The 25,483-nt window shown below is 66.3% G+C and carries 26 protein-coding genes and 1 pseudogene; all 27 read left to right on the top strand.

Going from position 1 to position 25,483, the window contains the following annotated elements:
• Positions 1-17: 17 nt before the first annotated feature.
• Positions 18-845, top strand: coding sequence for an ACP S-malonyltransferase (locus tag ABD53_RS11025; RefSeq protein WP_160309680.1), 828 nt, complete (start codon positions 18-20; stop codon positions 843-845).
• Positions 846-856: 11 nt separating this feature from the next.
• Positions 857-1,300, top strand: coding sequence for a 3-hydroxyacyl-ACP dehydratase FabZ (gene fabZ, locus ABD53_RS11020; protein WP_047865886.1), 444 nt, complete (start codon positions 857-859; stop codon positions 1,298-1,300).
• 42 nt (positions 1,301-1,342) lie between these two features.
• Positions 1,343-2,089 (top strand): 3-oxoacyl-[acyl-carrier-protein] reductase, encoded by a 747-nt coding sequence (gene fabG / locus ABD53_RS11015; protein WP_047865838.1) that lies wholly within the window; start codon positions 1,343-1,345, stop codon positions 2,087-2,089.
• 111 nt (positions 2,090-2,200) lie between these two features.
• A complete protein-coding gene (acpP, locus tag ABD53_RS11010) occupies positions 2,201-2,446 on the top strand; it encodes an acyl carrier protein (protein WP_047865837.1) in 246 nt (81 codons plus the stop codon).
• Complete coding sequence (gene fabF / locus ABD53_RS11005; RefSeq protein WP_047865836.1) at positions 2,443-3,723, top strand: beta-ketoacyl-ACP synthase II; 1,281 nt, start codon at positions 2,443-2,445, stop codon at positions 3,721-3,723. Before acpP ends, fabF begins: the two co-directional genes overlap by 4 nt.
• A 51-nt stretch (positions 3,724-3,774) precedes the next feature.
• Positions 3,775-4,434, top strand: coding sequence for a ribonuclease III family protein (locus ABD53_RS11000; RefSeq protein WP_053057971.1), 660 nt, complete (start codon positions 3,775-3,777; stop codon positions 4,432-4,434).
• Between the two features lie 63 nt (positions 4,435-4,497).
• Positions 4,498-7,854: an AAA family ATPase gene (locus ABD53_RS10995; RefSeq protein ID WP_047865835.1), complete on the top strand. Its 3,357-nt coding sequence runs from the start codon at positions 4,498-4,500 to the stop codon at positions 7,852-7,854.
• A gap of 10 nt (positions 7,855-7,864) precedes the next feature.
• Positions 7,865-9,238: a signal recognition particle-docking protein FtsY gene (gene ftsY / locus ABD53_RS10990; protein WP_047865834.1), complete on the top strand. Its 1,374-nt coding sequence runs from the start codon at positions 7,865-7,867 to the stop codon at positions 9,236-9,238.
• 3 nt (positions 9,239-9,241) lie between these two features.
• Positions 9,242-10,702 carry a signal recognition particle protein gene (gene ffh / locus ABD53_RS10985; RefSeq protein WP_084709536.1) on the top strand — a complete coding sequence of 487 codons (1,461 nt, stop codon included), beginning with the start codon at positions 9,242-9,244 and terminating at the stop codon, positions 10,700-10,702.
• A 48-nt stretch (positions 10,703-10,750) separates the two neighbouring features.
• Positions 10,751-10,993, top strand: coding sequence for a 30S ribosomal protein S16 (gene rpsP, locus ABD53_RS10980; RefSeq protein WP_047865833.1), 243 nt, complete (start codon positions 10,751-10,753; stop codon positions 10,991-10,993).
• Positions 10,994-11,012: 19 nt separating this feature from the next.
• The gene (locus ABD53_RS10975) at positions 11,013-11,252 is read left to right on the top strand and encodes a KH domain-containing protein (protein WP_047865832.1); all 240 of its coding nucleotides are present in this window, start codon (positions 11,013-11,015) and stop codon (positions 11,250-11,252) included.
• A gap of 4 nt (positions 11,253-11,256) precedes the next feature.
• Positions 11,257-11,787 carry a ribosome maturation factor RimM gene (gene rimM, locus ABD53_RS16035; RefSeq protein WP_053057970.1) on the top strand — a complete coding sequence of 177 codons (531 nt, stop codon included), beginning with the start codon at positions 11,257-11,259 and terminating at the stop codon, positions 11,785-11,787.
• 67 nt (positions 11,788-11,854) lie between these two features.
• Positions 11,855-12,583, top strand: a complete 729-nt coding sequence (gene trmD, locus ABD53_RS10965) for a tRNA (guanosine(37)-N1)-methyltransferase TrmD (protein ID WP_047865831.1) — start codon at positions 11,855-11,857, stop codon at positions 12,581-12,583.
• Between the two features lie 99 nt (positions 12,584-12,682).
• Positions 12,683-13,009 carry a 50S ribosomal protein L19 gene (rplS, locus tag ABD53_RS10960; RefSeq protein ID WP_047865830.1) on the top strand — a complete coding sequence of 109 codons (327 nt, stop codon included), beginning with the start codon at positions 12,683-12,685 and terminating at the stop codon, positions 13,007-13,009.
• Positions 13,010-13,062: 53 nt separating this feature from the next.
• Complete coding sequence (locus ABD53_RS10955) at positions 13,063-13,707, top strand: ribonuclease HII (RefSeq protein WP_047865829.1); 645 nt, start codon at positions 13,063-13,065, stop codon at positions 13,705-13,707.
• A 13-nt stretch (positions 13,708-13,720) separates the two neighbouring features.
• Positions 13,721-14,059: pseudogene (locus ABD53_RS10950) on the top strand (YraN family protein); the annotation flags it as partial.
• Positions 14,060-14,434: 375 nt separating this feature from the next.
• The gene (locus tag ABD53_RS10945; RefSeq protein WP_047865827.1) at positions 14,435-15,961 is read left to right on the top strand and encodes a YifB family Mg chelatase-like AAA ATPase; all 1,527 of its coding nucleotides are present in this window, start codon (positions 14,435-14,437) and stop codon (positions 15,959-15,961) included.
• Positions 15,951-17,123, top strand: a complete 1,173-nt coding sequence (gene dprA / locus ABD53_RS10940) for a DNA-processing protein DprA (protein WP_047865826.1) — start codon at positions 15,951-15,953, stop codon at positions 17,121-17,123. Before ABD53_RS10945 ends, dprA begins: the two co-directional genes overlap by 11 nt.
• A 7-nt stretch (positions 17,124-17,130) precedes the next feature.
• Positions 17,131-17,967, top strand: a complete 837-nt coding sequence (locus ABD53_RS10935; RefSeq protein WP_053057967.1) for a FliA/WhiG family RNA polymerase sigma factor — start codon at positions 17,131-17,133, stop codon at positions 17,965-17,967.
• Between the two features lie 278 nt (positions 17,968-18,245).
• On the top strand, positions 18,246-19,379 hold the full coding sequence (rpsB, locus tag ABD53_RS10930; protein ID WP_084709558.1) for a 30S ribosomal protein S2: 1,134 nt from the start codon (positions 18,246-18,248) through the stop codon (positions 19,377-19,379).
• A gap of 11 nt (positions 19,380-19,390) precedes the next feature.
• Entirely contained in the window at positions 19,391-19,978 is a 588-nt protein-coding gene (locus ABD53_RS10925) for a translation elongation factor Ts (protein ID WP_047865825.1), read from the top strand.
• Positions 19,979-20,083: 105 nt separating this feature from the next.
• Positions 20,084-20,830, top strand: a complete 747-nt coding sequence (gene pyrH / locus ABD53_RS10920) for a UMP kinase (RefSeq protein ID WP_047865880.1) — start codon at positions 20,084-20,086, stop codon at positions 20,828-20,830.
• A gap of 49 nt (positions 20,831-20,879) precedes the next feature.
• A complete protein-coding gene (gene frr, locus ABD53_RS10915; protein ID WP_047865824.1) occupies positions 20,880-21,440 on the top strand; it encodes a ribosome recycling factor in 561 nt (186 codons plus the stop codon).
• A gap of 1 nt (position 21,441) precedes the next feature.
• On the top strand, positions 21,442-22,200 hold the full coding sequence (gene uppS / locus ABD53_RS10910; RefSeq protein ID WP_047865823.1) for a polyprenyl diphosphate synthase: 759 nt from the start codon (positions 21,442-21,444) through the stop codon (positions 22,198-22,200).
• Positions 22,201-22,262: 62 nt separating this feature from the next.
• A complete protein-coding gene (locus tag ABD53_RS10905) occupies positions 22,263-23,033 on the top strand; it encodes a phosphatidate cytidylyltransferase (RefSeq protein ID WP_053057965.1) in 771 nt (256 codons plus the stop codon).
• Positions 23,026-24,255 carry a 1-deoxy-D-xylulose-5-phosphate reductoisomerase gene (gene dxr, locus ABD53_RS10900; RefSeq protein ID WP_160309679.1) on the top strand — a complete coding sequence of 410 codons (1,230 nt, stop codon included), beginning with the start codon at positions 23,026-23,028 and terminating at the stop codon, positions 24,253-24,255. Before ABD53_RS10905 ends, dxr begins: the two co-directional genes overlap by 8 nt.
• Positions 24,252-25,451 (top strand): M50 family metallopeptidase, encoded by a 1,200-nt coding sequence (locus ABD53_RS10895; protein WP_047865822.1) that lies wholly within the window; start codon positions 24,252-24,254, stop codon positions 25,449-25,451. The genes dxr and ABD53_RS10895 overlap by 4 nt, the downstream gene beginning before the upstream one ends.
• The last annotated feature ends 32 nt before the right edge of the window (positions 25,452-25,483 follow it).

The following is a 25,483-nucleotide window of genomic DNA, read 5'->3' as shown; positions in this document are numbered from 1 at the left end:
GTAGGCGGGGAGGAAGTTTGGCGTTAAGCAGGGCGGTAGTATTTCCGGGCCAGGGTGTGGCGGAAGGTGAGATCTCCGGCCGGGTCGAAGAGGCGGTGGACGCGGAGGTCGGGAAAGAGGAGACCCCGTACCAGCTCTCCGTGTTCGCCGCGAGCGCGACGCTCTTCGACCGGCTGCGGAAAGCCGGGGTCGAGGCTGGCGTGGTCGCCGGACACTCGCTGGGCGAGTACGGGGCCGCGTACGCGGCGGGCGCGCTCGGTCTCCGGGACGCGGTGCGGCTCGTGGCCGAGCGGGACCGGCTGATGATGCTGTGCTCGCGCAAGACCCCCGGAGGCATGACCGCCGTGGTCGGAGCCGAGCCGCGGGAGGTGGAGGACGTCATCGGTGAGGAGCTAGAGCGGGGCGGGGTGGTCGTGGCGGCGAACTTCAACACCCCGCGTCAGACCGTGATCTCCGGCGAGAAAGGCGCGCTGGATGCGGCGGCCGGGCGGCTCGGGGGGCGGAAGTTCGAGCTGGAGGTCGCCGGAGCCTTCCACTCGCCGCTCATGATGGACGCCTCGCAGGAGATGGACGGGCTGCTCTCGGAGACGGAGTTCTCCGAGCCCCGCGTGCCGATGGTCTCCGGCGCGGACGGGTCGGTGCTGCAGACCGGCTCCGAGGTCCGGGATGCCCTGAGAAGCCAGATGCTGTCCCCCGTGCGCTGGACCGCGGTGGTCGAGAGGCTCGCGGATCTCGGCGCCGAAGAGATGGTAGAGGCCGGGGACGGCGGCACCCTGGTAAGGATGCTCCGGGATTTCAAGGGTCTGGATCTCACCGGCCTCAAGGCTTCGGAGGCGCTCTCGTGAGGTTCGAGGATATGAAGCTGCCGCTCGGGGCGGCGGAGATCCGCGCGCTGATCCCGCATCGTTACCCGTTCCTGCTCGTGGACCGGGTCGAGGAGGTCGAGCCCGGGGTGCGGGCCGTGGGGATCAAGAACGTCACCCAGAACGAGCCGTTCTTCCAGGGACACTTCCCGGACTATCCGGTGATGCCCGGAGTCCTCATAGTCGAGGCGCTGGCCCAGGTAGGAGCGGTCGGCGTGATGGCGAGCGAGGAGTACCAGCAGAAGCTCGCGCTCTTCGCCGGCATAGACGGCGTGCGGTTCAGGAGGCAGGTCGTGCCCGGCGACGCCCTGAGGCTTGAGGTCGGGATCACCCGCCTCAAGGGCAGCGTCGGGCGCGGCAACGCCTCGGCTACCGTGGACGGCGAGCGCGTGTGCGAGGGAGAGCTGATGTTCGCCTTCGCCGACCGGGAAGTTTAGCCAGCATCGGCAGGATCGGAGATAGGAAAGTATGATACAAGTATGACATTGCAGGGCAAGGTCGCCGTCGTTACCGGCGGCGGACGCGGCATAGGGCGCGCCATCGCGCAGAGGCTCGGATCGGAAGGCGCGAAGGTCGCCGTCTCGTACCGCTCCAACGACGAGGCCGCCGCAGAGACGGCCCGGCTCGTGCGGGAGGTCGGCGGGGAGTGCGAGGTCTTCAAGGGCGACGTCTCCGACGCGGAGGATGTAAAGAGGCTCTTCGATGGAGCCGCCGAGGCGTTCGGGCCGGTGGAGATACTCGTGAACAATGCCGGTACCACCCGCGACAACATCATGCTCAGGATGAAAGAGTCGGAGTTCGACGAGGTTCTGGACACCAACCTCAAGGGTGCTTACAACTGCACCAGGGCCGCGCTGCGCGGGATGGTGCGGGGCCGGTGGGGCAGGATCGTGAACATAAGCTCCGTGGTCGGGCTCGCCGGGAACCCCGGGCAGGCCAACTACGCGGCGTCGAAGGCCGGGCTCATCGGCTTTACCAAGAGCGTCGCCCGGGAGGTCGCAGAGCGCGGCATCACGGTAAACGCCGTGGCCCCCGGGTACGTGGAGACCGAGCTCACGGGCTCGCTGGGCGATTCCGTAAAGGAGCAGATCCTCGGCCAGGTCCCGGTAGGAAGATTCGGGGAGCCCGAGGAGATAGCCGAAGTAGTCTCGTTTCTCGTGGGGGAGGGCGCGGGGTACGTTACCGGACAGACCATCGCGGTGGATGGCGGGATGGTCATGCAATGAGTTATTCTTCGGTTTACACTGGCTCGTGTTCGGGCGGTGGGGTAGCCAGAGGCGCATCATCGGGCCGTGCGCGCAGTCTTGAAGATAGTATGTAGATTGGGAGGAATTTTTATGGAGCGCGAAGAGATACTGGAGAAGATCCGGGAGATAACCGTCGATCGTCTCGGCGTTGAGGAGAGTGAGGTTACCCCCGAGGCCTCTTTCAGGGAGGACCTAGAGGCGGACTCGCTGGATCTCGTCGAGCTCATCATGGAGCTAGAGGAGCAGTTCGGGATGGAGATCCCGGACGAGGACGCCGAGAAGATCACCACGGTCGAGCAGGCCGTCGAGTACGTAGTGGAGCACCAGAACGCGTGACGGAAGATAGAAACAGCGGCAACGGAAGCCCCACGAGCGCCGGTCGCGGCAGCGCGGTAATAACCGGAACCGGGGCCATTACCCCTCTGGGCGTCGGGGTCGAGACCTTCTGGGACGACGCGCTGCACGGCAAGAGCGGGATAGGCGAGATCACGCTCTTCGACTCCGCTCCCTACCCGTCTCACATAGCCGGTGAGTGCACGGACTTCGATCCCGTGGACTTCCTGGGCAAGAAGAACGCCCGCCGCATGGACCGCTACGCCCAGTTCGGCGTGGCGGCCGGCATCGAGGCCGCGGATCAGGCCGGGATCACCGGTATTCTTCAGGACAACCCGGAGCGGGTCGCGATCGTAATGGGCAGCGGTATCGGCGGCCTCTCTACCTGGGAGAGCGAGTACGAGACCCTGCACGAGAAGGGCGCGAGCCGCGTCAGTCCGTTCCTTATAACCATGATGGTGCCGAACATGGCCGCCGGACAGCTCGCCATCGCGCTCGGGGCAAAGGGGCCGACCCAGTGCCCGGTGCTCGCCTGCGCCACCGGCGGCGAGGCCGTCGCAGAGGGGCTGGAGCTCATAAGGCGGGGCGACGCCGACGTGGTGATCGTCGGCTCCTCCGAGGCTCCCATAACCCCGCTCTCGATGGCCGGGTTCTGCGCCATACGCGCCATCTCGACCTACAACGACGACCCCAAGGGCGCGAGCCGCCCGTTCGACACCCAGCGCGACGGCTTCGTCATGAGCGAGGGCGGCGGCGCGCTGGTGCTCGAAAGCGCCGAGCACGCCGAGCGCCGGGGCGCCGATGCCATAGCCTCCGTCTCGGGCTACGGGCGCTCCACGGACGCTTATCACGTCACCGCCCCGGACGAAGAGGGCCGGGGCGTGGAGCGGGCCATCCGGCACGCGCTGGAGGACTCCGGGCTCGGGGCGGAGGAGATCGGGCACGTCAACGCCCACGCCACCGCCACCCCGACCGGAGACGGGCCGGAGACGAAGGCGATCTCCCGCGTCATGCCCCAGGCTGCCGTCTCGGCGACCAAGTCCATGACGGGACACTCGTTCGGCGCGGTCGGGGCGACCGAGGCGATCATGTGCGCCCTGGCACTGAAGAACAAGGTGGTCCCGCCGACGATAAACCTGCAGAACCTGGCTGAGGACTGTGAGCCCCTGGACTACGTCCTGGACGAGGCCAGAGAGCTCCCGGAGCTGAAGGCCGCCGTCTCCGACTCCATGGGGTTCGGAGGGCACAACGTAGTCGTCGCCTTTACAGAGGCGCCTTAAGAGAGCGGAGAGCGAGGCCGGAGACCCGGAAGACCGGAGGTCGGTTTAGAGATGGCGATCAAGGACCTTATAAACGTACTGCCCGAGCCTCTCCGCCAGCGCTCACTCTCACACCCGAGTGTCGCCGACCCCTACGACTCCAACGGCAGGTTGGAGTTCCTCGGGGACTCTATCTTAAATAGCCGGGTGGCCCAGCTCGTGTTCCACAGCTACCCGGAGCTCCTCGAAGGCGACCTCACCCGCATCCGGGCGCACCTGGTGCGCAAGTCGTTTCTGGCCGTCGTCGGGCGCGAGGAGGGGATCGAGCAAGAGATAGACAGCTCGGTGATAAACGACTCCGTAATAGCCGACACGGTCGAGGCGATAATCGGGGCGGCGTACCTTATCGACCGGGAGCTCGTCGCCCGCACGATAGACGAGATCTTCAATCCCGCGGAGGTTGACACCGACGAGCTCAGAGACTGGAAGACTCTGCTTCAGGAGTCGCTACAGGCCGACGGGATGCGGCCCACCTACCGGGTCAAGACCAAGCAGGGACCACCCCACCGCCCGAGCTTTACCTCCGCCGTCTCAGTGGGCGGCAAGGACGTGGCGAGCGGGGAGGGCTCTTCCATAAAAGAGAGCGAGCAGGCCGCAGCCCGCTCCGCGGTCGAGATACTCGGCCTCAAGCCTTCCACTCCCTCTCCGGTCGAGGTCCACGTTAGCGCCTAGGTGGCGGCCGCCGAGCCTCGTGAGCCTCGATTTGCCCGGCTTTTCGCGTAGAATGCCGCGGTAGTGCTGACCGCGATCTACATCAAGGGCTTCAAGACCTTCGCAAACCCTGTAAGGATGCCGCTCGAAGGCGGGGTGACCGCGATAGTCGGGCCGAACGGCTCGGGCAAGAGCAACGTTACAGACGCGGTGCTCTTCGCGCTCGGAGAGCAGCGTCCGGGGCTGCTGCGGGCCGGGGGGATGTCTGATTTGATCTTCTCGGGATCGGACTCGCTTTCGGGGGCGCGGGTCGCAGAGGTGACGCTGGCGCTGGACAACTCCGCCGGCACCATCTCCCTGCCGTACCGGGAGGTCTCTCTCACCCGGCGCATCACGCGTGAGGGGGATTCGGAGTACAGGATCAACGGCTCCCGATCCCGGCTGGCCGACGTGCGCTCCGTCGCGGGCGAGCTCGGTATCGGGCACCACAGCATCCTGCGGCAGGGGGCGGTGGACTCCATCGTGACCGGCGGGGCGGCCGCCTGCCGTAACGCGCTCGAAGAGGCCGCCGGGCTCGGGGTGTACCGCCGCCGCCGGGTAACGGCGAGCCGCCGGCTGGATCGCGCCGAGGCCGGGCTGGAGCAGAGCCGCCAGCTAGAGGCCAGTCTCACGGAGCAGCTACAGCGCATCGAGCAGGAGGCGGTCGCGGCCCGCGAGTATCGTGAATTGGAGTCCCGCTATCGCAAGGTCTCGCTGGCCCACCTGTACCGGGTGGCGAGTAACGGCCTGGACGAGCAGCGGAAGGAGCTCTCAGCCGGTGAGGAGCTCGTGGGCGAGCTGGAAGGCCGGGAGCGTGGCCTGGAGGAGCTCCGGGTCGCCGCGGAGGAGAGGCTTGGCGAGCTCGACACACGCTCCCGGGAGCTGGAGTCCTGGATAAGGTCCCTGGAGGACGCCTCGGAAGGTCTGCAGCGAGGATCTTTGAGGGCGGAGCGGGCCAGGTTCGGGCTCCAGGAGGCTCGCCGCGCGGAGGCCGAGCGCGCCCGGCTCTCGGGGCGGCTGCGGCAGGAGATGGAGCGGATCGAGGCCGCGCTGGGTGGTCTCGAAGAGGAGGCTTCGGCGGCTCAGGAGGAGCTGTCGGCACGGCAGGCGGAGCTTGAAGAGCGTCGGACCGAGCTCTCCCGGGCCAGAGAAGAGAGGGCCGACGCCGAGAGCCGCTCGTCCCGGGCCAAGCGGGACCTCGGGACGCTGAGATCGCGCCGGGACAAGAGCGCCGCCGGGGCGGTCGGTGAGGGCTCGCGCAAGGCGCCGGACGAGGAAGAGCTGCGCGGGATCTCCGAGGCCGTGCCCACGCTGGAGGGGCGGCTTCGCGGAGAGAATCGCGCGCAGCTAAAGGAGATCGGGGACAGAGCCGGGTCCCTGCGCGGGCGGGCCGAGGAGCTTTCATCCCGGGTCAGCAAGCGCCGGGGAGAGCTGGACGCGGTGACCGGGCGTGCGGAGGCCGTGATCCGGAGCCTCTCGCCGACTGGAGCCGGGGAGCGCGAGGCGCGGGACACCACCCGGCTACACGAGGTGCTCAGGGCCCGGCCCGGCTTCGAGAACGCGGTGCAGGCCGCTCTGGGTGAGATCGCCGACGGCGCGCTCGCCCGCGACGTGGAGGAGGCGATCTCCCTGCTGGAGGGGGATGAGACCGTGGCGGTCAGGCTGGACGCGAGCCCGGTGAACGGCTCGGACGGCGCGGGGAAACCGCTCACGGATTGCGTGGAGATCCTGGACCCCGAGCGCGGCGAGCCGCTCCGGCGGTTGCTGGCCGGCATCTACGTCGTGGACCATCCCCGGGTGGACCTGCCGGAGAACGGACACGTAACCGTGACCCGCGAGGGGCTGCGGCTGACCCGCACCAGCGCGAGCCACCTCCCGCGTGCCGGAGACGCCGAGGACGGCGAGTTCGTGCGGGGCGCCCGGCTAGAGGCCGAGAAACAACGCCTGCAGGCGCTACGCGAAGGCCCCGAGAAAAGCCTAGAGGCCTTGAGGTCGGAGATCACGGCCGTGTCCGACCGGGCTGCGGCGGCCGCCCGCGACGTGTCCGCCGCCGATTCCCTGGCCGAGCGCGCGGAGCGCGCCGTGCGCGCCATCACCTCGGGCGCCTCGCGTCGTCTGGAGCGGCTGCAGCGGGAACGCGAGCGCCTGGTGGCCCGCCGGCAGGAGACGGAGAGGCTGGACCGGGAGATCTCCACCGCCGAGGAGAGCCTGAGAGAGGCGGATCGCGCGGGGGAGGCGGCGAGACAAAAACTCGAAGCCGCGGCCTCGACCGAGGAGGAGGCCCGTTCCGCGGCCGCGGAGATACAGCATCGCCTGTCCCGCACAGAGGAGGCGTTACGGGAAGGCCGCGAGCGGCGGACGAGGATCTCCACCGAGCTCGGACGCGCGGAGAGCGGGGCCGGAGAAGAGCTTGCCGTCGTCGCGGCCGTGTCCAACCGGCTCGTGGAGGCGGGCGGCGCCACTCTAGAGGCCGCGCGTTCCCGGCTCGCCGCCCTGCGGGAGCGCCGCGACGAGCTGGCGGAAGGGCGCCGTAAGGCGGCGGAGGAGCGGGACGAGATCTCCGGCCATAGGACGGGGCTCGCCTCGGAGCTGGCGACCGCCCGGGCCGGCGTACAGCGCCTGCGCGACGAGCTCTCCCGCGCCGAGGAGTCCGTCTCCGCCGCCGAAGAGGAGATCTCCTCCGAGTGGGGGGCGGACCTCGAGACGGCTCGCCGGGAGCACGAGGAACTGGACCGGGAAGCGGACCCCGGCGCGGAGCGCTCCCGGCTCTCACGCAAGCTCAACCGCTTCGGCGACGTGAACCTGCTCGCCCTGTCCCAAGAAGGCGAGCTACGCGAGCGCCACGAGTTCGTCGCCTCCCAGCGCGCCGACGCCGAAGCCGCGGCCGGAGAGCTCGCGGATATGATCCGGGAGATAGACGACGAGATAGAGGCCCGCTTCACCGAGATGTTCTCCCGCGTAAAGCAGGCGTTCGGGGATCTGGTGCCCCGGATGATGGAGGGCTCCGCGGGCGAGCTCTCGCTATCTGAGGACGGGGTGGAGATCGGCATCCGGCTCGGCCGCCGGGGGCACCGGCCGCTGAACGTGCTCTCCGGCGGCGAGCGTTCGCTTTTGGCGCTGTCTTTCCTGTTCGCCATATTCCTGAGCCGGACCGGGCACGAGTCGGCGGGTGATTCGGCCGACGCGGGAGCCTTCTGCATCCTGGATGAGGCCGAGGCCGCGCTCGACGACCTGAATCTGGCGCGATTCCTCTCTGTGGTAGACTCGTATCGGTCCACCGGCCAGTTCCTGCTCGTGACCCACCAGAAGCGGACGATGGCGGCGGCGGACGTGCTCTACGGCGTCACCCAGGAGGCCAGCGGAGCCACTGCTGTAGTATCCAAGCGTTTATCTGGAGAGTAGAAAGACTTTCATGGCTCGATCCTGGCGCGACCTCTTCAAGCGCAAGAAGAATAGAGACGAAGAGTCCGGGACCGTCGAGGAGTCTCGGGAGCAGGCGACCGACCCGGAAGAGATCACGGATCAAGCCCCCGCCCCCGGCTCGGAAGAGGTCGCGGCTGCGGAGGTAGAGCCCCCGCCCGAAGAACTTCCAGCAGAAGAACTTCCAGCAGAAGAACTTCCAGCAGAAGAGGCTCCCGTGGAAGAGCCTCCCCCCGAAGAGCCCGGAATTGCCGGGGACACCTCGGAGCCCGGGCGCGCGGAGGAAGCTCCGGAAGAGGAGCTCTCGGAAGAGGATACGACCTTGGCGGAGCCGGAGGTCGTACCGGAGGAGGAGCCAGAGGAAGAGCCTGCGGAGCTCCCCCGGTTCGAGGCGGAGCCCGGGGAGCCGGTCGTCGAAGAGGAAGAGCCGGCGCAAGAGGTGCCCGCCGACGATGGCAGAGGCAGCTGGTTCGGCCGGTTGCGGAGCGGTCTGCGGCGGAGTCGGGAGTCGGTCGTCGGTCAGCTAAACGCGGCTGTCGCCGAGTTCAAGGACGTCGAGGACGAGGAGTTCTGGGAGCGGGTGGAGGAGATCCTGATCCAGTCCGACGTCGGCGTGACCACGACCGCGAAGCTCGTCGGTGAGCTGGAGCAGGAGGCGCTGGAGCGCAACATCACCAGCGGCGGCGAGCTGCGCGAGCTCATGATCGAGCGCGCCACGAAGATGCTCGATGCCCCGGTCGAGCTCGACATCTCCCACGAGCCGAGCGTCATCCTCATGGTCGGCGTGAATGGCACCGGCAAGACGACCACGATTGGCAAGATGTCCGAGTTCTTGCCGGGCAAGGTGATGTTCGCCGCCGGCGACACCTTCCGGGCCGCCGCGATAGAGCAGCTCCAGACCTGGGGTGAGCGCACCGGAACACCGGTAGTGTCCCGCCAACGCGGCGCCGACGCCGCAGCCGTCGCCCACGACTCGGTCGAGGAGGCCAAGCGCACCGGCACGGACGTGCTGCTGATAGACACCGCCGGGCGGCTGCACACGAAATCGAACCTGATGGCCGAGCTAGAGAAGGTGGAGCGGGTCATAGGGCGGCAGATGCCCGGCGCGCCGCATGAGACCCTGATGTCCGTGGACGCGACGACGGGCCAGAACGGACTTAGGCAGGCGAAGATGTTCCACGAGTCCGTCGGGGTTACGGGGATTATACTTACGAAGCTGGACGGCACGGCGAAAGGCGGCATAGCACTGGCGATAGCGAACGAGATCGGGGTTCCCATAAAGCTGATCTCGGTCGGCGAGAAGGTCGGCGACCTGCACCCGTTCGAGGCGCGGGAGTTCGCCGAAGCCTTGTTTGGAGACCTATAACATATGTTTGAGACGCTAGGCGAGAGGCTAAACACGGCGCTCGACGGGGTTCGCAGCAGCGGCAACCTCACCGAGGACCAGGTCAAGAAGGTAACGCGCGAGATCCGGATGGCGCTCCTCGAGGCGGCCGTGAACTACGCCGTCGTAAAGGAGTTCGTCGGCAACGTGCGCGAGCGGGCGACCGGTGCGGAGGTCTCCAAGGCTCTCTCGCCGGGGCAGCAGATCGTCAAGATCGTGGACGAGGAGCTTACGAACCTCATGGGCGGCCAGGCGAGCAAGCTCACCTACGCCTCCAACCCGCCGACGGTCGTGATGCTCGAAGGCCTAAACGGCCACGGCAAGACGACCACCGCCGGAAAGCTCGCGCTTTTCGCTAGAAAGCAGGGCAAGCACCCGTACCTAGTCGCCTGCGATACATACCGCCCGGCGGCGATCGAGCAGCTAGAGCAGATTGGCAAGGAGCTCGGCGTCCCCGTCTACTCCGAGGGCACCGACCCCAAGCCAGACGAGGTTGCCGGGCGCGGCGTCAAGGCCGCAAAGGACGAGGGCTACGACTTCGCCATCGTGGACACCGCGGGTAGGCAGGTCATGGACGAGGAGATGATGGAGGAGCTCAAGCGGGTTCGCGCCGTGACGAAGCCTACCTCCGTGCTACTGGTGCTGGACGTGGTCACAGGCCAGAACTCCGTAGAGGTTGCGCAGGAGTTCCAGGGCTACACCGACTTCGACGGCATGGTCCTCACGAAGCTCGACGGCGACGCCCGTGGCGGCGCTGCTCTTTCCGTGGTGCAGGTCACGGGCCGCCCGGTCAAGTTCGCCTCCGAGGGCGAGAAGATGAGTGAGTTCGACTACTTCTACCCGGATCGGATGGCCGGGCGGATACTCGGCATGGGCGACGTCTTGACGCTCATCGAGAAGGCCGAGACCGAGATGGATCAGGACGAGGCCGAGGAGCAGTCAAAGAAGCTCATGGCCGGGAAGTTCACCTTCGAGGACTTTCTCTCGCAGATGCAGATGATCAAGAAGATGGGCCCGCTATCGGGGCTGATGAGCATGATCCCGGGCATGGGCAAGCAGCTAAAAGACGTACAGATAGACGACAATATGCTCGGCCGCGTGGAGGCTATGATAACCTCCATGACGACCGCCGAGCGGCGCAACCCCAAGCTGTTGCAGAACCCGAGCCGGACGCGTAGGATTGCGCGCGGCTCCGGCTCTACCCAGCAGGACGTACAGAAGCTCATCAAGCAGTTCTCCGAGATGCAGAAGATGATGAAGCAGATGGGCGGCAAGGGCGGTAAAGGCGCCCAGGCCGGGCTGCCTCCCGGCATGATGAAGGGTCTCCCCCAGGGAGGCCAGGGGGGCCAGGGTGGTAATAGCGGCAACGGCGGCGGTAGCGGCAAGGGCGGTAACAACCGCAAAGGCGGGAAAGGCGGCAAGAAGCGCCAGCGCTCCCGCAAGTAGGCAACAGGGTAACCAGAAAAGTAGCAAACAAAGCAGAGAGGTGAGAGCATGGCGGTAAAGATAAGGCTGGCGAGGCACGGCTCCAAGAAGGACCCATTCTACCGGCTGGTGGTCGCGGATTCCAAGAGCCCGCGTGACGGCCGCTCCATAGAGCGTATCGGAACGTACAACCCCCAGACGAACCCCTCCGACATCGAGGTTGACATCGAGCGGGCAAAGCTGTGGCTCTCGCGGGGCGCGCAGCCGAGCCATCAGGCGCGCAAGATCCTCGAGATCTCCGGCGCGCTGTAGGCTCCGGGCCCTCTGACCGATGGAGCGTCTTGAGACCCTGCTGCTGTTTCTGGCTCGTTCCCTGGTCGAGCAGCCGGACGAGGTAGAGGTTACCGCCCGGGAAGAGGACTCGCGGGTGGAGCTAGAGCTAAAGGTCGCGCCGGACGACGTCGGGCGTGTAATAGGACGCCAGGGCCGGGTCGTCAAGTCTATCCGCACCGTCCTACGGGCCTCTTCTACAAAGCTCGGCAAGCGGGTCTCCCTGGAGGTAAAGGACTAGCCGCGTGGAGCGATCCGAGCCCCGGAACCCGATAGTTATCGGTTTCGTCGGTCCTCCGCACGGGGTGCGGGGCACGATCCGGGTACGTCCGGCTGGCACCGGCCGTCACCTCCGGGAAGGTGTGGAGCCGTTCGTCGGTGGTGGACGCCGCCGCATCCTCGAAAGCCGGGAGACCGGCAAAGGTTTCCTGCTGGATCTCGAAGGAGTCGGCAACCGGGAGGAGGCGGAGGTCCTGCGCTCCGAAGAGCTCATCCTCGACCGTTCCGAGCTGGACGGCACCGGGGAGGAGGAGTTCTACGTCCAGGACCTCGTCGGCCTGGCAGCCTTTACGGAGTCTGGAGAGAGAGTCGGCTCCGTCTCCGAGGTCTTTGACACTCCGGCGCACGAGATCCTCGTCATACTTTCAGATGCCGAAGAGGCTACGGAAACGCTCGTGCCGTTTACCCTCGAACACGTCCCCGAGGTGGAGGTAGAAGAGGGGAAGGTCGTGGTGCGCCCGCCGGAGCCCGACGACCCGCGCGATACGCCCGAGTAGCCTCATCAAAGGTCATCACCGGCACTCACGGACCACCCTCGTAAGCCCCGAGTAAGGCTTCTATCTAGTGCGACCCGCAAATGTTACAGCCAATATAGACGTGTTCTGCGTTTTCCCGGAGGCCGTACGGGCGATGCTCGGGGTCGGGGTGGTTGGACGCGCGGTGGAGCGCGGCACGGCCGGTCTGCGGTGCTTCGATCTGCGGGAGCACGCGCCGGATGGCCGTATTGACGACATGCCATACGGCGGGGGCGCCGGGATGGTGATGCGAGCCGACGTGATCGCCCGCGCCCTGGAGGATGCCTACGGCGTGAGGGCGCGCGAGGTTCGCGAGCACCGCGAGGTACTGGTAACGGAGCCCGGGGGTCGCACCTTCGATCAGGAGTACGCCCGGGAGCTTGCCGGCGGCCTCTCCGGCGGGCGGGGGCTGACCATGATCTGCGGCCGTTACGGCGGCCTGGACGAGCGGGTCAGGACGGAGCTATCGAGCGGGGCCGTGTCCGTCGGCGACTTCGTGCTCTCGGGTGGTGAGATCGCCGCGGCCGCCGTCTCCGACTCTGTAATACGCCTGCTGGACGGCGTGCTCGGCAACTCCGAAAGCCTCGTGGGAGAGTCTTTCTCGGAGGCGGAGCCCGGATCGCTCGGGCCGCCGCAGTACACCCGGCCCGCCCAGTGGGATGGAGCCGGAGTGCCCGCCGTGCTATTATCCGGCAATCATGCCGAGATCCAGCGCTGGCGCGAGGACGAATCCCGCCGGCGCTCTGTTGGCTCGGAGCAAGGTACGAGGACGTCCTGATGGAGGTTGATTCAGGACGTTACATCGCGTGAGCGGTCACGAAAAAGCAGCAGGGAATACCCTAAAGTATCAGAGCATCGGCGAGAGGAGCCTTACACAATGATAACGAGTGAGAATCTCAAGCAGAACGTCGTACAGTTCCGTCCCGGCGACACGGTTCGGGTGAACCAGCGCGTTACCGAGGGTAACCGCGAACGCATACAGAGCTTCGAGGGTCTGTGTCTGGGCCGTAAGGGCTCGGGCATAAACGAGACCTTCATAGTGCGCAAGAACTCCTTTGGCGTGTCGGTGGAGCGCGTCTTCCCGATACATTCGCCCATGATCTCCAGCATCGAGGTCGTCTCGCGCGGCGACGTGCGGCAGTCCAAGATCTACTACATCCGGGAGAAGGTCGGCAAGAAGGCCCGCGTCAAGAAGGCCAAGTAGGACCGCCAGAGCGGAGTAGAGCCTGGTAGCCCGTCAGCTCCCGGCCTGATCACTTGGGGCTCGCCGACAGCGGCCCGCTCTACGCCTTTGACGCCGCGTGGGTCGTAGGGGATGGTCGTCGGCCGCCGCTCGCGGGGGCGGATGAGGCGGGGCGAGGCTCGTGGGCTGGTCCTTTGCTGGCCTCGGCAGTGGTGCTCAGCGCCACCGAAATAGAAGGGTTGAATGACTCTAAGACCCTCTCTCCCCGCAAGAGAGAGGGTCTTTTGCCGTGGGTGATCTCGGCCTCCGAGATGGTATCCGTGGTTAGCCTGCCGGCGTGGTGGATCGACCGCCACGGGGTCGGAGCGGCGAACAAAGAGGCTTTGCGCGGGGCCATAGAGGCCATAGAGCGCGCGGGCGGCTCTGGCTGCGCCCTCGCCGACGGCAACCTGCGGCTGGGGGAGAACATAGAGTCTCTCCCACGGGCGGACGGGTCGAGTGCGGCGGTCGCGGCGGCGAGCGTGGTCGCCAAGGTGCTGCGAGACGGCGCGATGCGCAGCCTCGCCGCCGAGAGGACAGGATACGGCTTCGAGCGCCACAAGGGCTATGGGGCGCCCCAGCACCGGCTGGCGCTGGCGGAGTTCGGGCCTTGCAGGTCGCATCGTCTTAGCTGGTCGCCCGTACGTGCTGCCCTGGAGGTAGCGGGCGACGTCGGCTAGCCGGGGCACCAGAGGGGTCGGGGACCGGGGCGAGAGCATCGCGCTCCAGAGGCTGCTCGCCCGGGGTTACGAGCTGGTCGAGCGCAACTACCGCACTCGCTACGGGGAGATAGACCTGATCCTACGCGACGGCGATTGTCTGGTTTTCCTGGAGGTCAAGCTGCGCCGGGGGACGGGCTTTGGCGAGCCGGTGGAGGCGGTGACCCCGCGTAAGCAACAGATCATCAGGGCCGTCGCCGAGCAGTACATAGCCGAGCGCGAGCCCGGCTTCGAGGAAGTCCGTTTCGACGTCGTGGGTATACAGGAAGGCGGAGCGGAGCCGGAGGTGCGGCACATCGAAGGCGCATTCTAGAGCTGTCCGCCGGTATGTCTTCCTCTGGCGGTGGTGGGCCGAGCCAGAGCATTATGAGTTACCGGCGAGGTGGTTGCGGAGAGCCTGGAATACAGGCACTTACAGACGTTTACAGGCTTTCATGGTCGTCCAGGCTACGCTGGATTATCCATTGACACCGTTCATCAATGCTTATCCCGGGCTGCTCCAGGTGTGGACGGGCTTGTAGTGAAGCGAGAGACGTAAAGCCCCGTGGCATACGTTTAGTAAAACCTCACATTAGTCTTCCGGAAATTGTTGCTTTACAATGCATGCGATAATTATGAATTATATGTGTTGTAGAAGGTGGCCAGAGGCTAGTATGCGCCGCGCCGGACACGCAGGGAGGCTGTCTTAATGGCCGTGTGCCGGGCGCGGAGCCTCGCGCTGGTTGGTATAGACGCGCTGCCCGTTGAGGTGGAGGTGGACGTCGGCGACGGTCTGCCGGGGTTCTCGATCGTCGGTCTGCCCGACGCCGCCGTGCAGGAGGCCCGGGAGCGGGTTCGGGTCGCGATCTCCAACAGCGGGTTCAAGTTTCCCAGCAAGAAGGTGATCGTAAACCTCGCCCCGGCGAGCATCCGCAAGGAAGGGCCCGCGTTCGACCTGCCGATAGCCCTGGCGATTCTGGCCGCCTCGGGGGTGGTCCCGGTCGAGCGGCTAGAGACGGTGGCGGTGGTCGGAGAGCTTTCGCTGGACGGCGGGCTGCGCGGCGTGCGGGGCGCGCTCTCCATCTCCGAGTCCACCCGGATGCAGGGGCTGGGGAGCCTGCTACTGCCGCTGCGCAACGCCGCCGAGGCGGCCTCTATAACCGGCGTGGATGTGTACGGCGTGGATCGCCTGGAGGATGCGGTGGGAGTGCTCTCGGACGATGACACGGTACCCACGTATGGTGCCGCCGGCCCGCGGCCAGAGGAGAACGGCTCGGCCGGGATGCCGAAGATAGGCGAGGACTTCGCCGACGTGGCCGGTCAGGGCTACGCTAAGCGCGCCCTGGAGGTGACCGCTGCCGGCGGGCACAACGTCCTGCTCACGGGGCCTCCCGGCTCGGGGAAGACGATGCTGGCGCGCAGGCTCCCGGGGGTACTGCCGCCCCTTAGGGTAGAGGAGAGCGTCGAGGTCACGAAGGTGCGGAGCGCCGCCGGAGAAGGTGTCGGACGTCTGGTGAGAGAGAGGCCGTTCAGGGCACCGCACCACACCATCTCCACCTCGGGGCTCGCCGGCGGGGGGACGAACCCGAGCCCGGGCGAGGTCTCTCTGTCTCACCGGGGCGTGCTGTTTCTGGACGAGTTCCCGGAGTTCTCGCGCAACACCCTGGAGGTGCTGAGGCAGCCGCTCGAAGACGGCGAGGTGACCATCTCCCGGGTCTCGGCGACGCTAACCTATCCGGCGCGGGTAACGTTGGTCTGCTCCATGAACCCGTGCCCGTGCGGTTACTCCGGCGACCGCCGACGGCAGTGCCGGTGCTCGGCGGGCCAGATCGAGCGTTACCAGGGACGCATCTCCGGGCCGCTTTTGGACCGGATAGACCTCTTCGTGGACGTGCCGCGCCTGACGCGCGAGGAGCTCCGGGACGAGGAGCCCGCGGAGTCATCGGAGAGAATCCGGGAGCGGGTCTCCGACTCCCGCGAGCGCCAGCATCGGCGTCAGGGTGTGACGAACGCCGCGCTCGCTGGCCGGGCGCTCAAGGAGGCGTGCGCCCTGCGCGGCGACGCCGAGACGCTCTTCGCCCGCGCCATAGATCGCATGGGGCTCTCGGGCCGGGGCCATGATCGGGTGCTGCGCGTGGCGCGCACCGTGGCGGATCTCTCCGGCGAGGAAGACATCTCCGCCGCGCACCTCGCCGAGTCGCTGAACTACAGGAGCTCTGGCTTCGTTGACCACTAACGCCGGAAGAGAAACGGTCGGCGGGAACGACCGGCTGCGGGAGGCGTGTCTTCTGATCTCGCTCGTGCAGGCGCGTACCGGGGCCAGCCTCGTCTCCCGGCTCGGGGAGACCCCGTTAGAGGAGGTTCCGCGCATGGGGGCCTCAGAGGTGGCCGAGCGGGCCAGGCTGAGCCAGAAGGCCCGGCAGGGTTTCGAGGAGATTCGGGACGGGTTCGACGCCCGGGAGATGCTCGCCCCGCTGCATGAGCGCGGTATCTGGGCCGTTACCCTGGGCGACGGAGAGTACCCGGAGCGGCTGCGCGAGATCCCCGACCCGCCGCCCGCCCTGTACGTGGACGGCGCGCTGCCGGAAGGACCCGTCGTGTCCCTGGTCGGCTCCCGGAGGGCCTCGGCCACGGGCATAGACAACGCGCGCCGGATCGGGCGCGCCCTGGGCGAGCGGGGAGTGTGCGTGGGCAGCGGGCTCGCCCTCGGCATAGACGCCGCCGCGCACGAGGGCGCGCTGGCGGCGGGTGGTCCGGCGGTCGGGGTGCTGGGTTGCGGTATAGACGTCGTGTACCCCAGAAAGCACCGCCCGCTTTTCGAGCAGATGAGGCTGAAAGGGGCGCTGGTCTCGGAGTATTACCTCGGGGAGGCACCTTTACAGTGGAGGTTCCCGGCCCGGAATCGGGTGATCTCGGGACTCTCCCAGGCCGTAGTAGTGGTTGAGGCTGCGGAGAAGAGCGGGGCTCTAATAACCGCCCGTCACGCGGCCGAGTCCGGAAGGGACGTGTGGGCCGTGCCGGGACCGATAGGCGTGGCCGAGTGTCGGGGGTCGAACAGGCTGCTAGGCGACGGCGTGGGGGTGTTGTGGGATATACCGGAGTTCTTGGAGGAGATTGCGCCCCTCGAGCCCGGGCTCCAGATGGCCGGAGCGGGCGGAGCGGGTGAGGTAGACGGAGTAAACAGAGTACAGCTTGATGCGACCGGAGACGGAGAACCTTTGCGGGATATGGAGTCTCAAGCATTGCGGGGGGTGGGTTTCGAGCCCTCTCGGGCCGATGAGGTCTCCCGGCGTAGCGGCGTCGGGATAGAGGAGCTACTGTCCGCGCTCTCCATGCTGGAGTTGAAGGGTTACGTCTCTCGGGACTCCGCTGGAGCCTTCGTGAGGAGGGGAAGGTGAAAGAGGCGTGAGAGAGCATACTCTGGGCAGGCTCTGGAAGCAGTACCTGGAGATCCGCGGCGAGCTGTATGCGCTGGATCTCGATGGCCGGGAGAGCCCGGGCCGCGTGCTGGAGCGCCGCGTCGAGGGGCTGCGGGATCGGCTGGTGGTGAACTACTCCCCGCTGGTGAAGTACGTGGCGGGCAGGGTATATGCGAGGTCGCCCGGCGTGATCGGGCACGAAGATCTGTATGCGTGGGGCTTCCCGGGTCTGCTGGACGCCGTGGAGACCTACGACCCCGGACGTAACACCAAGTTCGAGACCTACGCCATCTCCAAGATCCGCTGGGCGATGCTGGACGAGCTCCGCCGGGAGGACTGGGTCCCGCGCAGGATCAGGATGAAGGCCCAGGAGGCCGAGCGCGTGAAGGCGAGCCTCAGCCAGAGCCTGAGACGGGCGCCGGCCGAAGGCGAGATAGCAGACGAGCTCGGTGTAAGTCTCGTTGAGTACCGGGACTTTCTCCGGCAGCATTCCCGGGCGCAGGTTTCCTCCCTGGACTCCAGGCTGGAGGTGGACGGGGGGCTCGGGGCCGAGTTCCAGACCTTCGTCATCGACCACGGAGCCCGTGACCCCCAGTCGGAGGCGGAGCGGGCCGACCTCCGCGAGCAGCTCTCACGAGCCATCGAGGGGCTCAAAGAGCAGGAGCGGATCGTGGCCACCTTCTACTTCTACGAGGGGCTTACCCTCAAGGAGATAGGCCGCGCCCTGGAGCTTACCGAAGGCCGAATCTCCCAGATACTGAGCCAGGCGCTCAAAAAGCTCCGCGACAGGCTCATGGACCGTCAGCTCCTGCGGAGCGGATGATCCTTGGCGTAACCCTCTCCTATCTCGCTCGGGACACTCCCTCGTAGACCGGGCGCAGCCGGACATGGGTCAAGCAAGTCGAATATCATCCGAATATCTTGGGAGAGTCTTGGAAGCGTCGCGGTGGGTTGTGCTACCATCTGCCAGGTTTCTACTACACACGCCCGTAGAAGGGTCCCCGGAGGGCCCAGGTGGTGGTCCGCGAAGTCAAAAGACTCGGCGGATTGCGATAGGCGGGCGGAGGATCAACCACCTGAAAGGAAGTAGATTTGGAGAGCATGACGACAACGCAGCAGGTCGGCGTCCGGGAACTCCTGGAAGCTGGCGTGCATTTCGGGCACCAGGCAAAGCGGTGGAACCCCAAGATGCACCGTTACATCTTCGCCGAGCGCGCCGGCATACACATAATAGACCTGGATCAGAGCATTACCCTCCTGGACCGGGCGCTCTCGTTCGTGCGGGACATAGCTGCCGCGGACCGGGACGTGATGTTCGTCGGGACCAAGAAGCAGGCGCAGCTCACGCTCGCCGAGCAAGCGATGCGCTCCGGCCAGCCATATGTGGCGGAACGTTACATCGGCGGGATGCTGACGAACTTCCAGACCATCCAGCCGCGCATAAGGTACTTCGTTAACCTCGCGAACCGGGTCGAGGAGACCCCCGAGGAGCAGCGGTCTGGCCGCGACTGGTTCGCGCTTAACCGCGAGTACCAGAAGCTGCGGCGCAACTTCGCCGGTCTGACCACGATGGAGCGGCTGCCGGGCGCGCTGTTCGTGATAGACCCCAAGCGCGAGGAGCTGATGGTCAAGGAGGCCAACCGGTTGCGCATACCGGTTATAGGGCTGACGGACACCAACTGCGACCCCGAGGTCGTGGACTACGTGATCCCGGGCAACGACGACGCGATCCGGTCCATAAACCTTATAGCCAAGCTGGTGGCCAACGCGGTGCTAGAAGGCAAGGGAGAGGACGAGGTACCGGCCGAGGACCGGCCCATCCCGCCGGCCGTCGAGGCCGCACTCGTCAGTGAGAGCGTCGCCGATCAGAGCTCGGCCACCGAGGAGGACGAGGTCAGCGCCAGCGCCCGCGCCTCCTACGTCCAAGACGAGGCCGAGCGCCCCGGAGGCACCGGGCCCCTAGGCGGAGACCCGGCGGACGTCGGCGGTGTCCAGAGCGCCCCGGCCAAGCCGGACAGCGAGGTGGTCGCCGAGCAGCAGGCCGATCCCGAGGTGGGAGAATCAGAGGTCCCGCCCATAGGCGAGGAAACCAGCGGCGAGGCTTCCGAGGATTCCAAGACCTCTGAAACCGACGGAACAGACGGAGCCGGCGTAACTGACGAGAGTGGCGGAACCGATGAGAGTAGCGAGGACGGCGAGGAGAACGCCGGGGCGGAAGAGAACGAGAAGGGCTAGGTTTCTGATACATGGCTAGCACGATGGAGAAGATAAAGCAGCTCCGGGAGGAGACCTCCGCCGGGATGATGGACGTCAAGAACGCCCTGGAGGAGTCCGACGGGGATCTTGACGGTGCGCGGAAGTCGCTCAAGGAGAAAGGCAAGGCGACCGCCGCAAAGAAGAGCTCCCGTGAGGTACACGAGGGCCTAATAGAGTCCTACATCCACTTCAACGGCAAGGTCGGGGTGCTGGTGGAGGTGGACTGCGAGACGGACTTCGTCGCCCGCACGGAGCAGTTCAGGGGCTTCGTCAAGAACGTGGCCCTGCACATCGCCTCCATGAACCCCCTCTGCGTCGCGCCGGAGGATATACCGGAGGATCAGCTCTCCGAAGAGCGTTCGGCGGTCGAGAAGCAGGCCGCCGAGATGGGCAAGCCCGAGAACGTGACCCAGAAGATCGTTGACGGGCGGATGGACAAGTGGATCGCCGAGCGCGCCCTTCTGACCCAGCCGTACGTCAAGGACGAGGACAATACGGTCGGCGAGCTTCTGCAGGAGACCATCGCCGCCGTGGGCGAGAACGTCGTTATCCGCCGCTTCGTCCGCTACGAGCTGTAGTAAAAGTATCGCGAGCAGCGAGAGCAGCGAGAGCGGGGACGACGGGAGTTGAGCGGGGAGACTCTGCGGGGAGACGAGGTGGAGGGCGGAGGCTCGCCCGGTGCGATGCGTCGGGTGGTGCTGAAGATCTCGGGCGAGAGCCTGGCGCCGCCGGAGGGCTACGGCATAGACCCCGGCTCCCTGGACTCCACGGCGGTCCAGATCATGGAGGGCGTGGAGGCCGGCGCGGAGCTTGCCGTGGTCGTCGGCGGCGGAAACATATTCCGGGGCTCTCAGGTCGCGTCGAGCCTCGGCATCGAGGACGCAACCGCCGACTACATGGCGATGCTCGGGACGGTGATAAACGCGCTCGCCCTGCAGGCCGCGCTCGAAGGCCGGAACGTGGACACGCGGGTGCAGTCTGCGATCCAGATCCAGGAGGTCGCCGAGACCTACATTCGCCGCCGGGCCATACGGCACCTGGAGAAGGGGCGGGTCGTGATCTTCGCCTCCGGCACCGGAAACCCTTTCTTTACCACCGACACGGGGGCGGCTCTTAGGGCTCTGGAGATCGGGGCCGATGCGATGCTCATGGCCAAGAACCGGGTGGACGGCGTCTACGACCGCGACCCCCGAATCCACGATGACGCGACGCACATCGCCCGGCTATCGTATATGGATCTGCTCTCGAAGAACCTCGCCGTCATGGATCACACGGCCGCCACGCTGCTCTCCGGGGAGCGGCTCCCGATAGTCGTTTTCGATATACTGAAGCAGGGCAATCTACGCCGGATACTCGAAGGTGAGCAGGTGGGATCTCTGGTCTGGAGCCCAGGAGACACCAAGGACGCTAAAGACGTGAGCGACGGCTAGGTGCGGATAGGCGCGATAGACGGGCCCAGTCTGAACAGGAGAGGTTGATATGTCGGAGAACGTTGACCTTACGGCCGCCGAGCGCCGGATGCAGGGGGCGATGGAGTCCTTGCGGCGGGATTTCGCCAGCATCCGCACCGGCAGGGCGAACTCTTCCATACTCGACCGGGTGGAGGTGGAGGCTTACGGCTCCCGCATGCCCCTGAACACCGTCGCCAACATCAGCGTCCCCGAGGCGCGGCTGCTGACCGTTACCCCGTTCGACCCCTCCACCTCCAAGGACATAGAGCGGGCCATCGAGAACGCGGATCTCGGTCTGAACCCGCAGAATGACGGCAAGATCATCCGCCTCCCGATCCCGGAGCTCACCGAGGAGCGGCGCAAGGACATGATCAAACGCGCCCGCGGCATGGCCGAGGACACGCGGGTGTCGGTGCGTAACGTCCGCCGTGATGAGCTCAAGGACATCTCCGAGCTTTCCCGGGAGGGCGACATCTCCGAGGACGAGGAGCGTCGCGCCGGGGAGGAGTTGCAGAGGCTCACCAACAAGTACGTCTCCCGCATAGACGAGGCTCTCTCCGACAAAGAGTCAGAGCTCTCGGAGGTGTAGGGTGGAGTCCACCCGCAAGAATCGTCCAGAGCTCCCGGAGCCCGCAGAGAGGGTGCTGAGTCGCATCGAGCGCGCAAACGTGCCCCGGCACGTCGCCCTCATAATGGACGGCAACGGCCGCTGGGCGAGAAAGCGCTGGCTGCCGCGCTCTGCGGGGCACCGGGCCGGGGTGGAGGTCTTGACCCCGGTGCTGGAGGCCGCCGGGCGGGCCGGGGTGCGCTCCCTGACCCTGTACGCGTTCTCGACCGAAAACTGGACCCGTCCCGAGGACGAGGTCTCCGGGCTGATGAGCCTGTTTATAGAGAAGGCGAAGACCAAGGTCCCCGAGCTGCACGAGCGCGGCGCGCGCCTGAGGTTCGTCGGGCGGACCGACCGGCTCCCGGAGAGGATCCGCACCTCCGCCCGCGAGGCCGAGGAGATGACCGCCGCAAACCAGGACCTCGACGTCTACATCGCGCTCAACTACGGCGGGCGCTCGGAGCTCGTGGACGCCACGCGGCGCATGATGTCCGCCGGCATAGACCCTTCGGAGGTGGACGAGGAGACCTTCGCGAGCTACCTGTACGCCCCCGAGGCGTCCGAGATGGACCTCGTGATCCGCACCAGCGGTGAGCTCCGGGTCTCAAACTTCCTCCTGTGGCAGATAGCCTACGCCGAGTTCTACATAACCGAGACCCTGTGGCCGGACTTCTCAGCCGAGGAGTTCCTCACGGCCATCGAGTCCTACGCCTCCCGGTCCCGGCGCCGGGGAGGGGTCTAGCGCGGGTGGAGTGGGGTGCTTGAAGTTCTTGAGGGTTTTGAGAAGTTTGAGAGGTTTCAGAGGTGCTGAGGTGGCGAATAGCCACCGCTCTTATCCTCGCTCCGGTGGTACTCGGGGCCCTGCTGCTCGGACGGTGGACGGTGCTCGCGCTAGTGCTGGTGGTCGTGGCGCTCGCCGCTTACGAGCTTTCGCAGGCCCTCAACCCCCTGCCGTTTACCGCGGCGCTGGGCGCCGGGATCTTTCCGGTGGCGCTCACCGTGCCCTTCGGGGCCGGCGGTGTGCTCGGCGGGGTGGTGCTCGTCCTGCCCTGGACGCTTCTCTGTCTTGCCGGGCGTCCAGAGGCCCGCACGCTGCGCGCCCTGCTGGCTTTAATGTTGATGGCTTTGTGGGTCGGGGCCCCGATGGCGATGGCCGCGCTCATCGTCCGCGCCGAGGATGGGGTGATCCTGATCCTGATCGCCGTCGTCGGCCCCTGGGTCTCGGACTCCGGCGCCTACTTCGCCGGGCGTCTGTTCGGACGCCACGCCATGTTCCCGAGTCTCAGCCCCAAAAAGACCATCGAGGGAGGCCTCGGAGGTCTGGTGCTCACGATGGGGGCCGTCGGGGTCGTCGGCTACTACGCGCTGGGGCTGTCGCCGCTACAGGCGGTCCTCGCCGGGGCCCTGGTCTCGGTGTTTTCCCAGAGCGGAGACCTGTTCGAGTCCTTGTTGAAACGCATGATGGAGATAAAGGATCTCGGAAACACCCTGCCCGGGCACGGCGGCATGCTGGACCGGATAGATAGCCTGCTCTTTACCGCGCCCGCGGTATACTACATCTTCCTGCTTGTATGAGCTATCTTCCCTACCTACACGAGACAGATCCGGTGGCAAGCTGAAGCGCCGCGTCGCCATACTCGGCTCGACTGGTTCCATAGGCCGGCAGGCGCTGGATGTGATCCGGACCCACCCTGACCTTTTCGAGGTGGTCGCGCTCGCCGCACACTCCAACGCAGAGCTGTTGCGCTCCCAGGCCGAGGAGTTCTCCCCGCAGTACGTCGCGCTCGAAAAGGGCTCGCCTTCGGACCTCGATGCCATGAGCTACCGCGCCGCCCTCGGACCCGGCTCCGCGGTGCGCCTCGCCAGCCTGGACGTGGACGTGGTCCTGAACGGCATCGTCGGCTTCGCCGGGCTCGCCGCCACCGTGGAAGCCCTTGAGAGCGGGAATACGGTGGCGCTTGCCAACAAGGAGTCGCTCGTCGCCGCCGGGGAGTGGGTCATGGAGCTCGCGGGAGGCCCCGCCGGGAGCCCTGAGAGCCGTCTGATCCCCGTGGACTCCGAGCACTCCGCCATCTTTCAGTGCCTGCACGGGACGCACGAGAGGGAGGTGAGCCAGATCCTGCTGACCGCCTCCGGCGGCCCGTTCTTCGAGACGCCCCAGGAGAGGCTGAACCACGCGGGGCCGGAAGATGCCCTCAAGCACCCGACCTGGGAGATGGGCCGCAAGGTGACCATAGACTCGGCGACGATGATGAACAAGGGCCTGGAGGTAATGGAGGCCCATCACCTCTTCGGCGTGCCGTACGATAGGGTGAAGGTCGTCGTACACCGGCAGTCCGTGGTCCATGGCGGCGTCGTATTCGAGGACGGCTCGGCGGTTCTCCACGCCGCCCAGCCGGATATGAGGCTCCCGATCTCCTACGGCATGCTCTACCCGGAGCGGGCGGACGTTGGCGCGGAGCCGGTCTCTTTCGAGGCGACCTGGACCTTCGCCGAGCCCCGCAGCGACGTGTTCCGGTGCCTGCCGCTCGCGGTCGAGGCCGGAAAGGCCGGCGGAGCCTACCCGGTCGCCCTGAACGCCGCCAACGAGGTCGCCGTGGAGAGGTTCCTGGACGGCGCGTTAGAATTCCCCGAGATAGCGGACGTGATCGAGGAGGTACTTGAGCGGGTGCCGAACTTTGGTAGCGCGGACAACCTGAAGAGCCTGCAGGCGGTAAACGAGATAGACCGCCGCGCCCGCGAGGCCGCGCTCGAAAGCACCCCGCTGCGCGAGAGCCGCGGAGAGGCGCGCCGATGACCATAGTCGTAGCCATTCTGGGCCTTATATTCTTGATCTTCATCCACGAGATGGGCCACATGCTCGTCGCCAAAGCCTTCGGCGTCCGCGTCCCGGAGTTCGCAATCGGCTTCGGCCCCCCGCTGGTGCAGAAAAAGCTCGGCAAGACCACCTACTCTTTTCGCCTAATACTCCTGGGAGGCTTTGCCAAGATAGCCGGGATGGGAGATAGCGAGGTTCCGAGTGACCGTCGGGACTCGCGTTTCGAGGAGGCCCGTTCCCGGAAGGCCGGCTCCCAGGAGGCCCACTCCGGGAGCATGACGTGGCTGGAGGGTGAGGAAGACTTCGTGCCGCCGGAACCGGAGAGGGACGGGGGGGACGCGGAGCCTGCCCCGGACACCTACTATGCGAAGGCCGGGTGGAAGCGAGCCTTGATCATCTTCGCCGGGCCCGGCGTGAACCTGCTTTTCGCGTTGTTACTTTTCTCGGGCCTGCAGGCCATTCAGGGCGTGCCCACGCAGATCGAGCCAGAAGTAAGCCAGGTACAGGCGGGCACGATGGCCGAAGAGGTCGGGCTGGAGAAACAGGACCGCGTCGTTGCTCTTGACGGCCAGAGCTTCCAGAACTGGGAGGGGTTCAACGAGGCCCTGAGCTCCCGGAGCGCCGGCGAAGAGGTTTCCCTGACATACGTGCGCGCCGGCGAGCGTAACACCGTTACCGGAGAGCTCGGAGCCGTCTCCAAGGCCTCGGACGAGGCGCTAGTCGGCATAAGGCCCACCGCCACCGAGGTCAGTCATTCCCCGTTTGTCGCACTCTGGCAGGGCACCCAGATGACCGGCGACTTCATAGTCACCTACCTCAACGGGCTGTATCAGCTTGCCACGGGCCAGCTCGACTTCTTCAATAACATCAACGGCCCCGTGGGGATTACGGCGGTCGGCAGCGAGGTGATCTCCATCGGAACCCTCAACGCGCTAACGTTCCTCGGGATAATCAGCATCGTTCTGGGAATAATGAACCTGCTACCCGTACTGCCGCTCGACGGCGGGCATCTGCTGTTCATAGCCGCGGAGAAGCTCAGAGGCAAGCCCATAACCGAGGAGACGATGAACAAGGTCGCCACGGTCGGGCTGATGCTGTTCGTGACGTTGTTCTTGTTCGCAACCTACGCGGATATTAGTAAAATTATTACGGGACAGCCGTTCATTCCGCAGTAGAAACCCCCTGATAAGCGCATTCGAGGAGAGAG

It is taken from the genome of Rubrobacter aplysinae (genome assembly GCF_001029505.1).
GTDB lineage: Bacteria > Actinomycetota > Rubrobacteria > Rubrobacterales > Rubrobacteraceae > Rubrobacter_A > Rubrobacter_A aplysinae.
The sequence above is the reverse complement of the archived record's forward strand: the minus strand, read 5'-3'. Positions and strand labels throughout refer to the sequence as shown.

Bases quoted from the DNA above. Each gene is read 5' to 3' on its own strand.
- fabZ (WP_047865886.1), top strand. From the start codon at position 857: ATGAAGCTGCCGCTCGGGGCGGCGGAGATCCGCGCGCTGATCCCGCAT.
- ftsY (WP_047865834.1), top strand. From the start codon at position 7,865: ATGGCTCGATCCTGGCGCGACCTCTTCAAGCGCAAGAAGAATAGAGAC.
- rplS (WP_047865830.1), top strand. From the start codon at position 12,683: ATGATAACGAGTGAGAATCTCAAGCAGAACGTCGTACAGTTCCGTCCC.
- pyrH (WP_047865880.1), top strand. From the start codon at position 20,084: ATGCGTCGGGTGGTGCTGAAGATCTCGGGCGAGAGCCTGGCGCCGCCG.
- ABD53_RS10925 (WP_047865825.1), top strand. From the start codon at position 19,391: ATGGCTAGCACGATGGAGAAGATAAAGCAGCTCCGGGAGGAGACCTCC.
- fabG (WP_047865838.1), top strand. From the start codon at position 1,343: ATGACATTGCAGGGCAAGGTCGCCGTCGTTACCGGCGGCGGACGCGGC.
- ABD53_RS11000 (WP_053057971.1), top strand. From the start codon at position 3,775: ATGGCGATCAAGGACCTTATAAACGTACTGCCCGAGCCTCTCCGCCAG.
- ABD53_RS10945 (WP_047865827.1), top strand. From the start codon at position 14,435: ATGGCCGTGTGCCGGGCGCGGAGCCTCGCGCTGGTTGGTATAGACGCG.
- acpP (WP_047865837.1), top strand. From the start codon at position 2,201: ATGGAGCGCGAAGAGATACTGGAGAAGATCCGGGAGATAACCGTCGAT.
- ABD53_RS10895 (WP_047865822.1), top strand. From the start codon at position 24,252: ATGACCATAGTCGTAGCCATTCTGGGCCTTATATTCTTGATCTTCATC.
- frr (WP_047865824.1), top strand. From the start codon at position 20,880: ATGTCGGAGAACGTTGACCTTACGGCCGCCGAGCGCCGGATGCAGGGG.
- ABD53_RS10975 (WP_047865832.1), top strand. From the start codon at position 11,013: ATGGAGCGTCTTGAGACCCTGCTGCTGTTTCTGGCTCGTTCCCTGGTC.
- rpsB (WP_084709558.1), top strand. From the start codon at position 18,246: ATGACGACAACGCAGCAGGTCGGCGTCCGGGAACTCCTGGAAGCTGGC.
- rpsP (WP_047865833.1), top strand. From the start codon at position 10,751: ATGGCGGTAAAGATAAGGCTGGCGAGGCACGGCTCCAAGAAGGACCCA.
- ffh (WP_084709536.1), top strand. From the start codon at position 9,242: ATGTTTGAGACGCTAGGCGAGAGGCTAAACACGGCGCTCGACGGGGTT.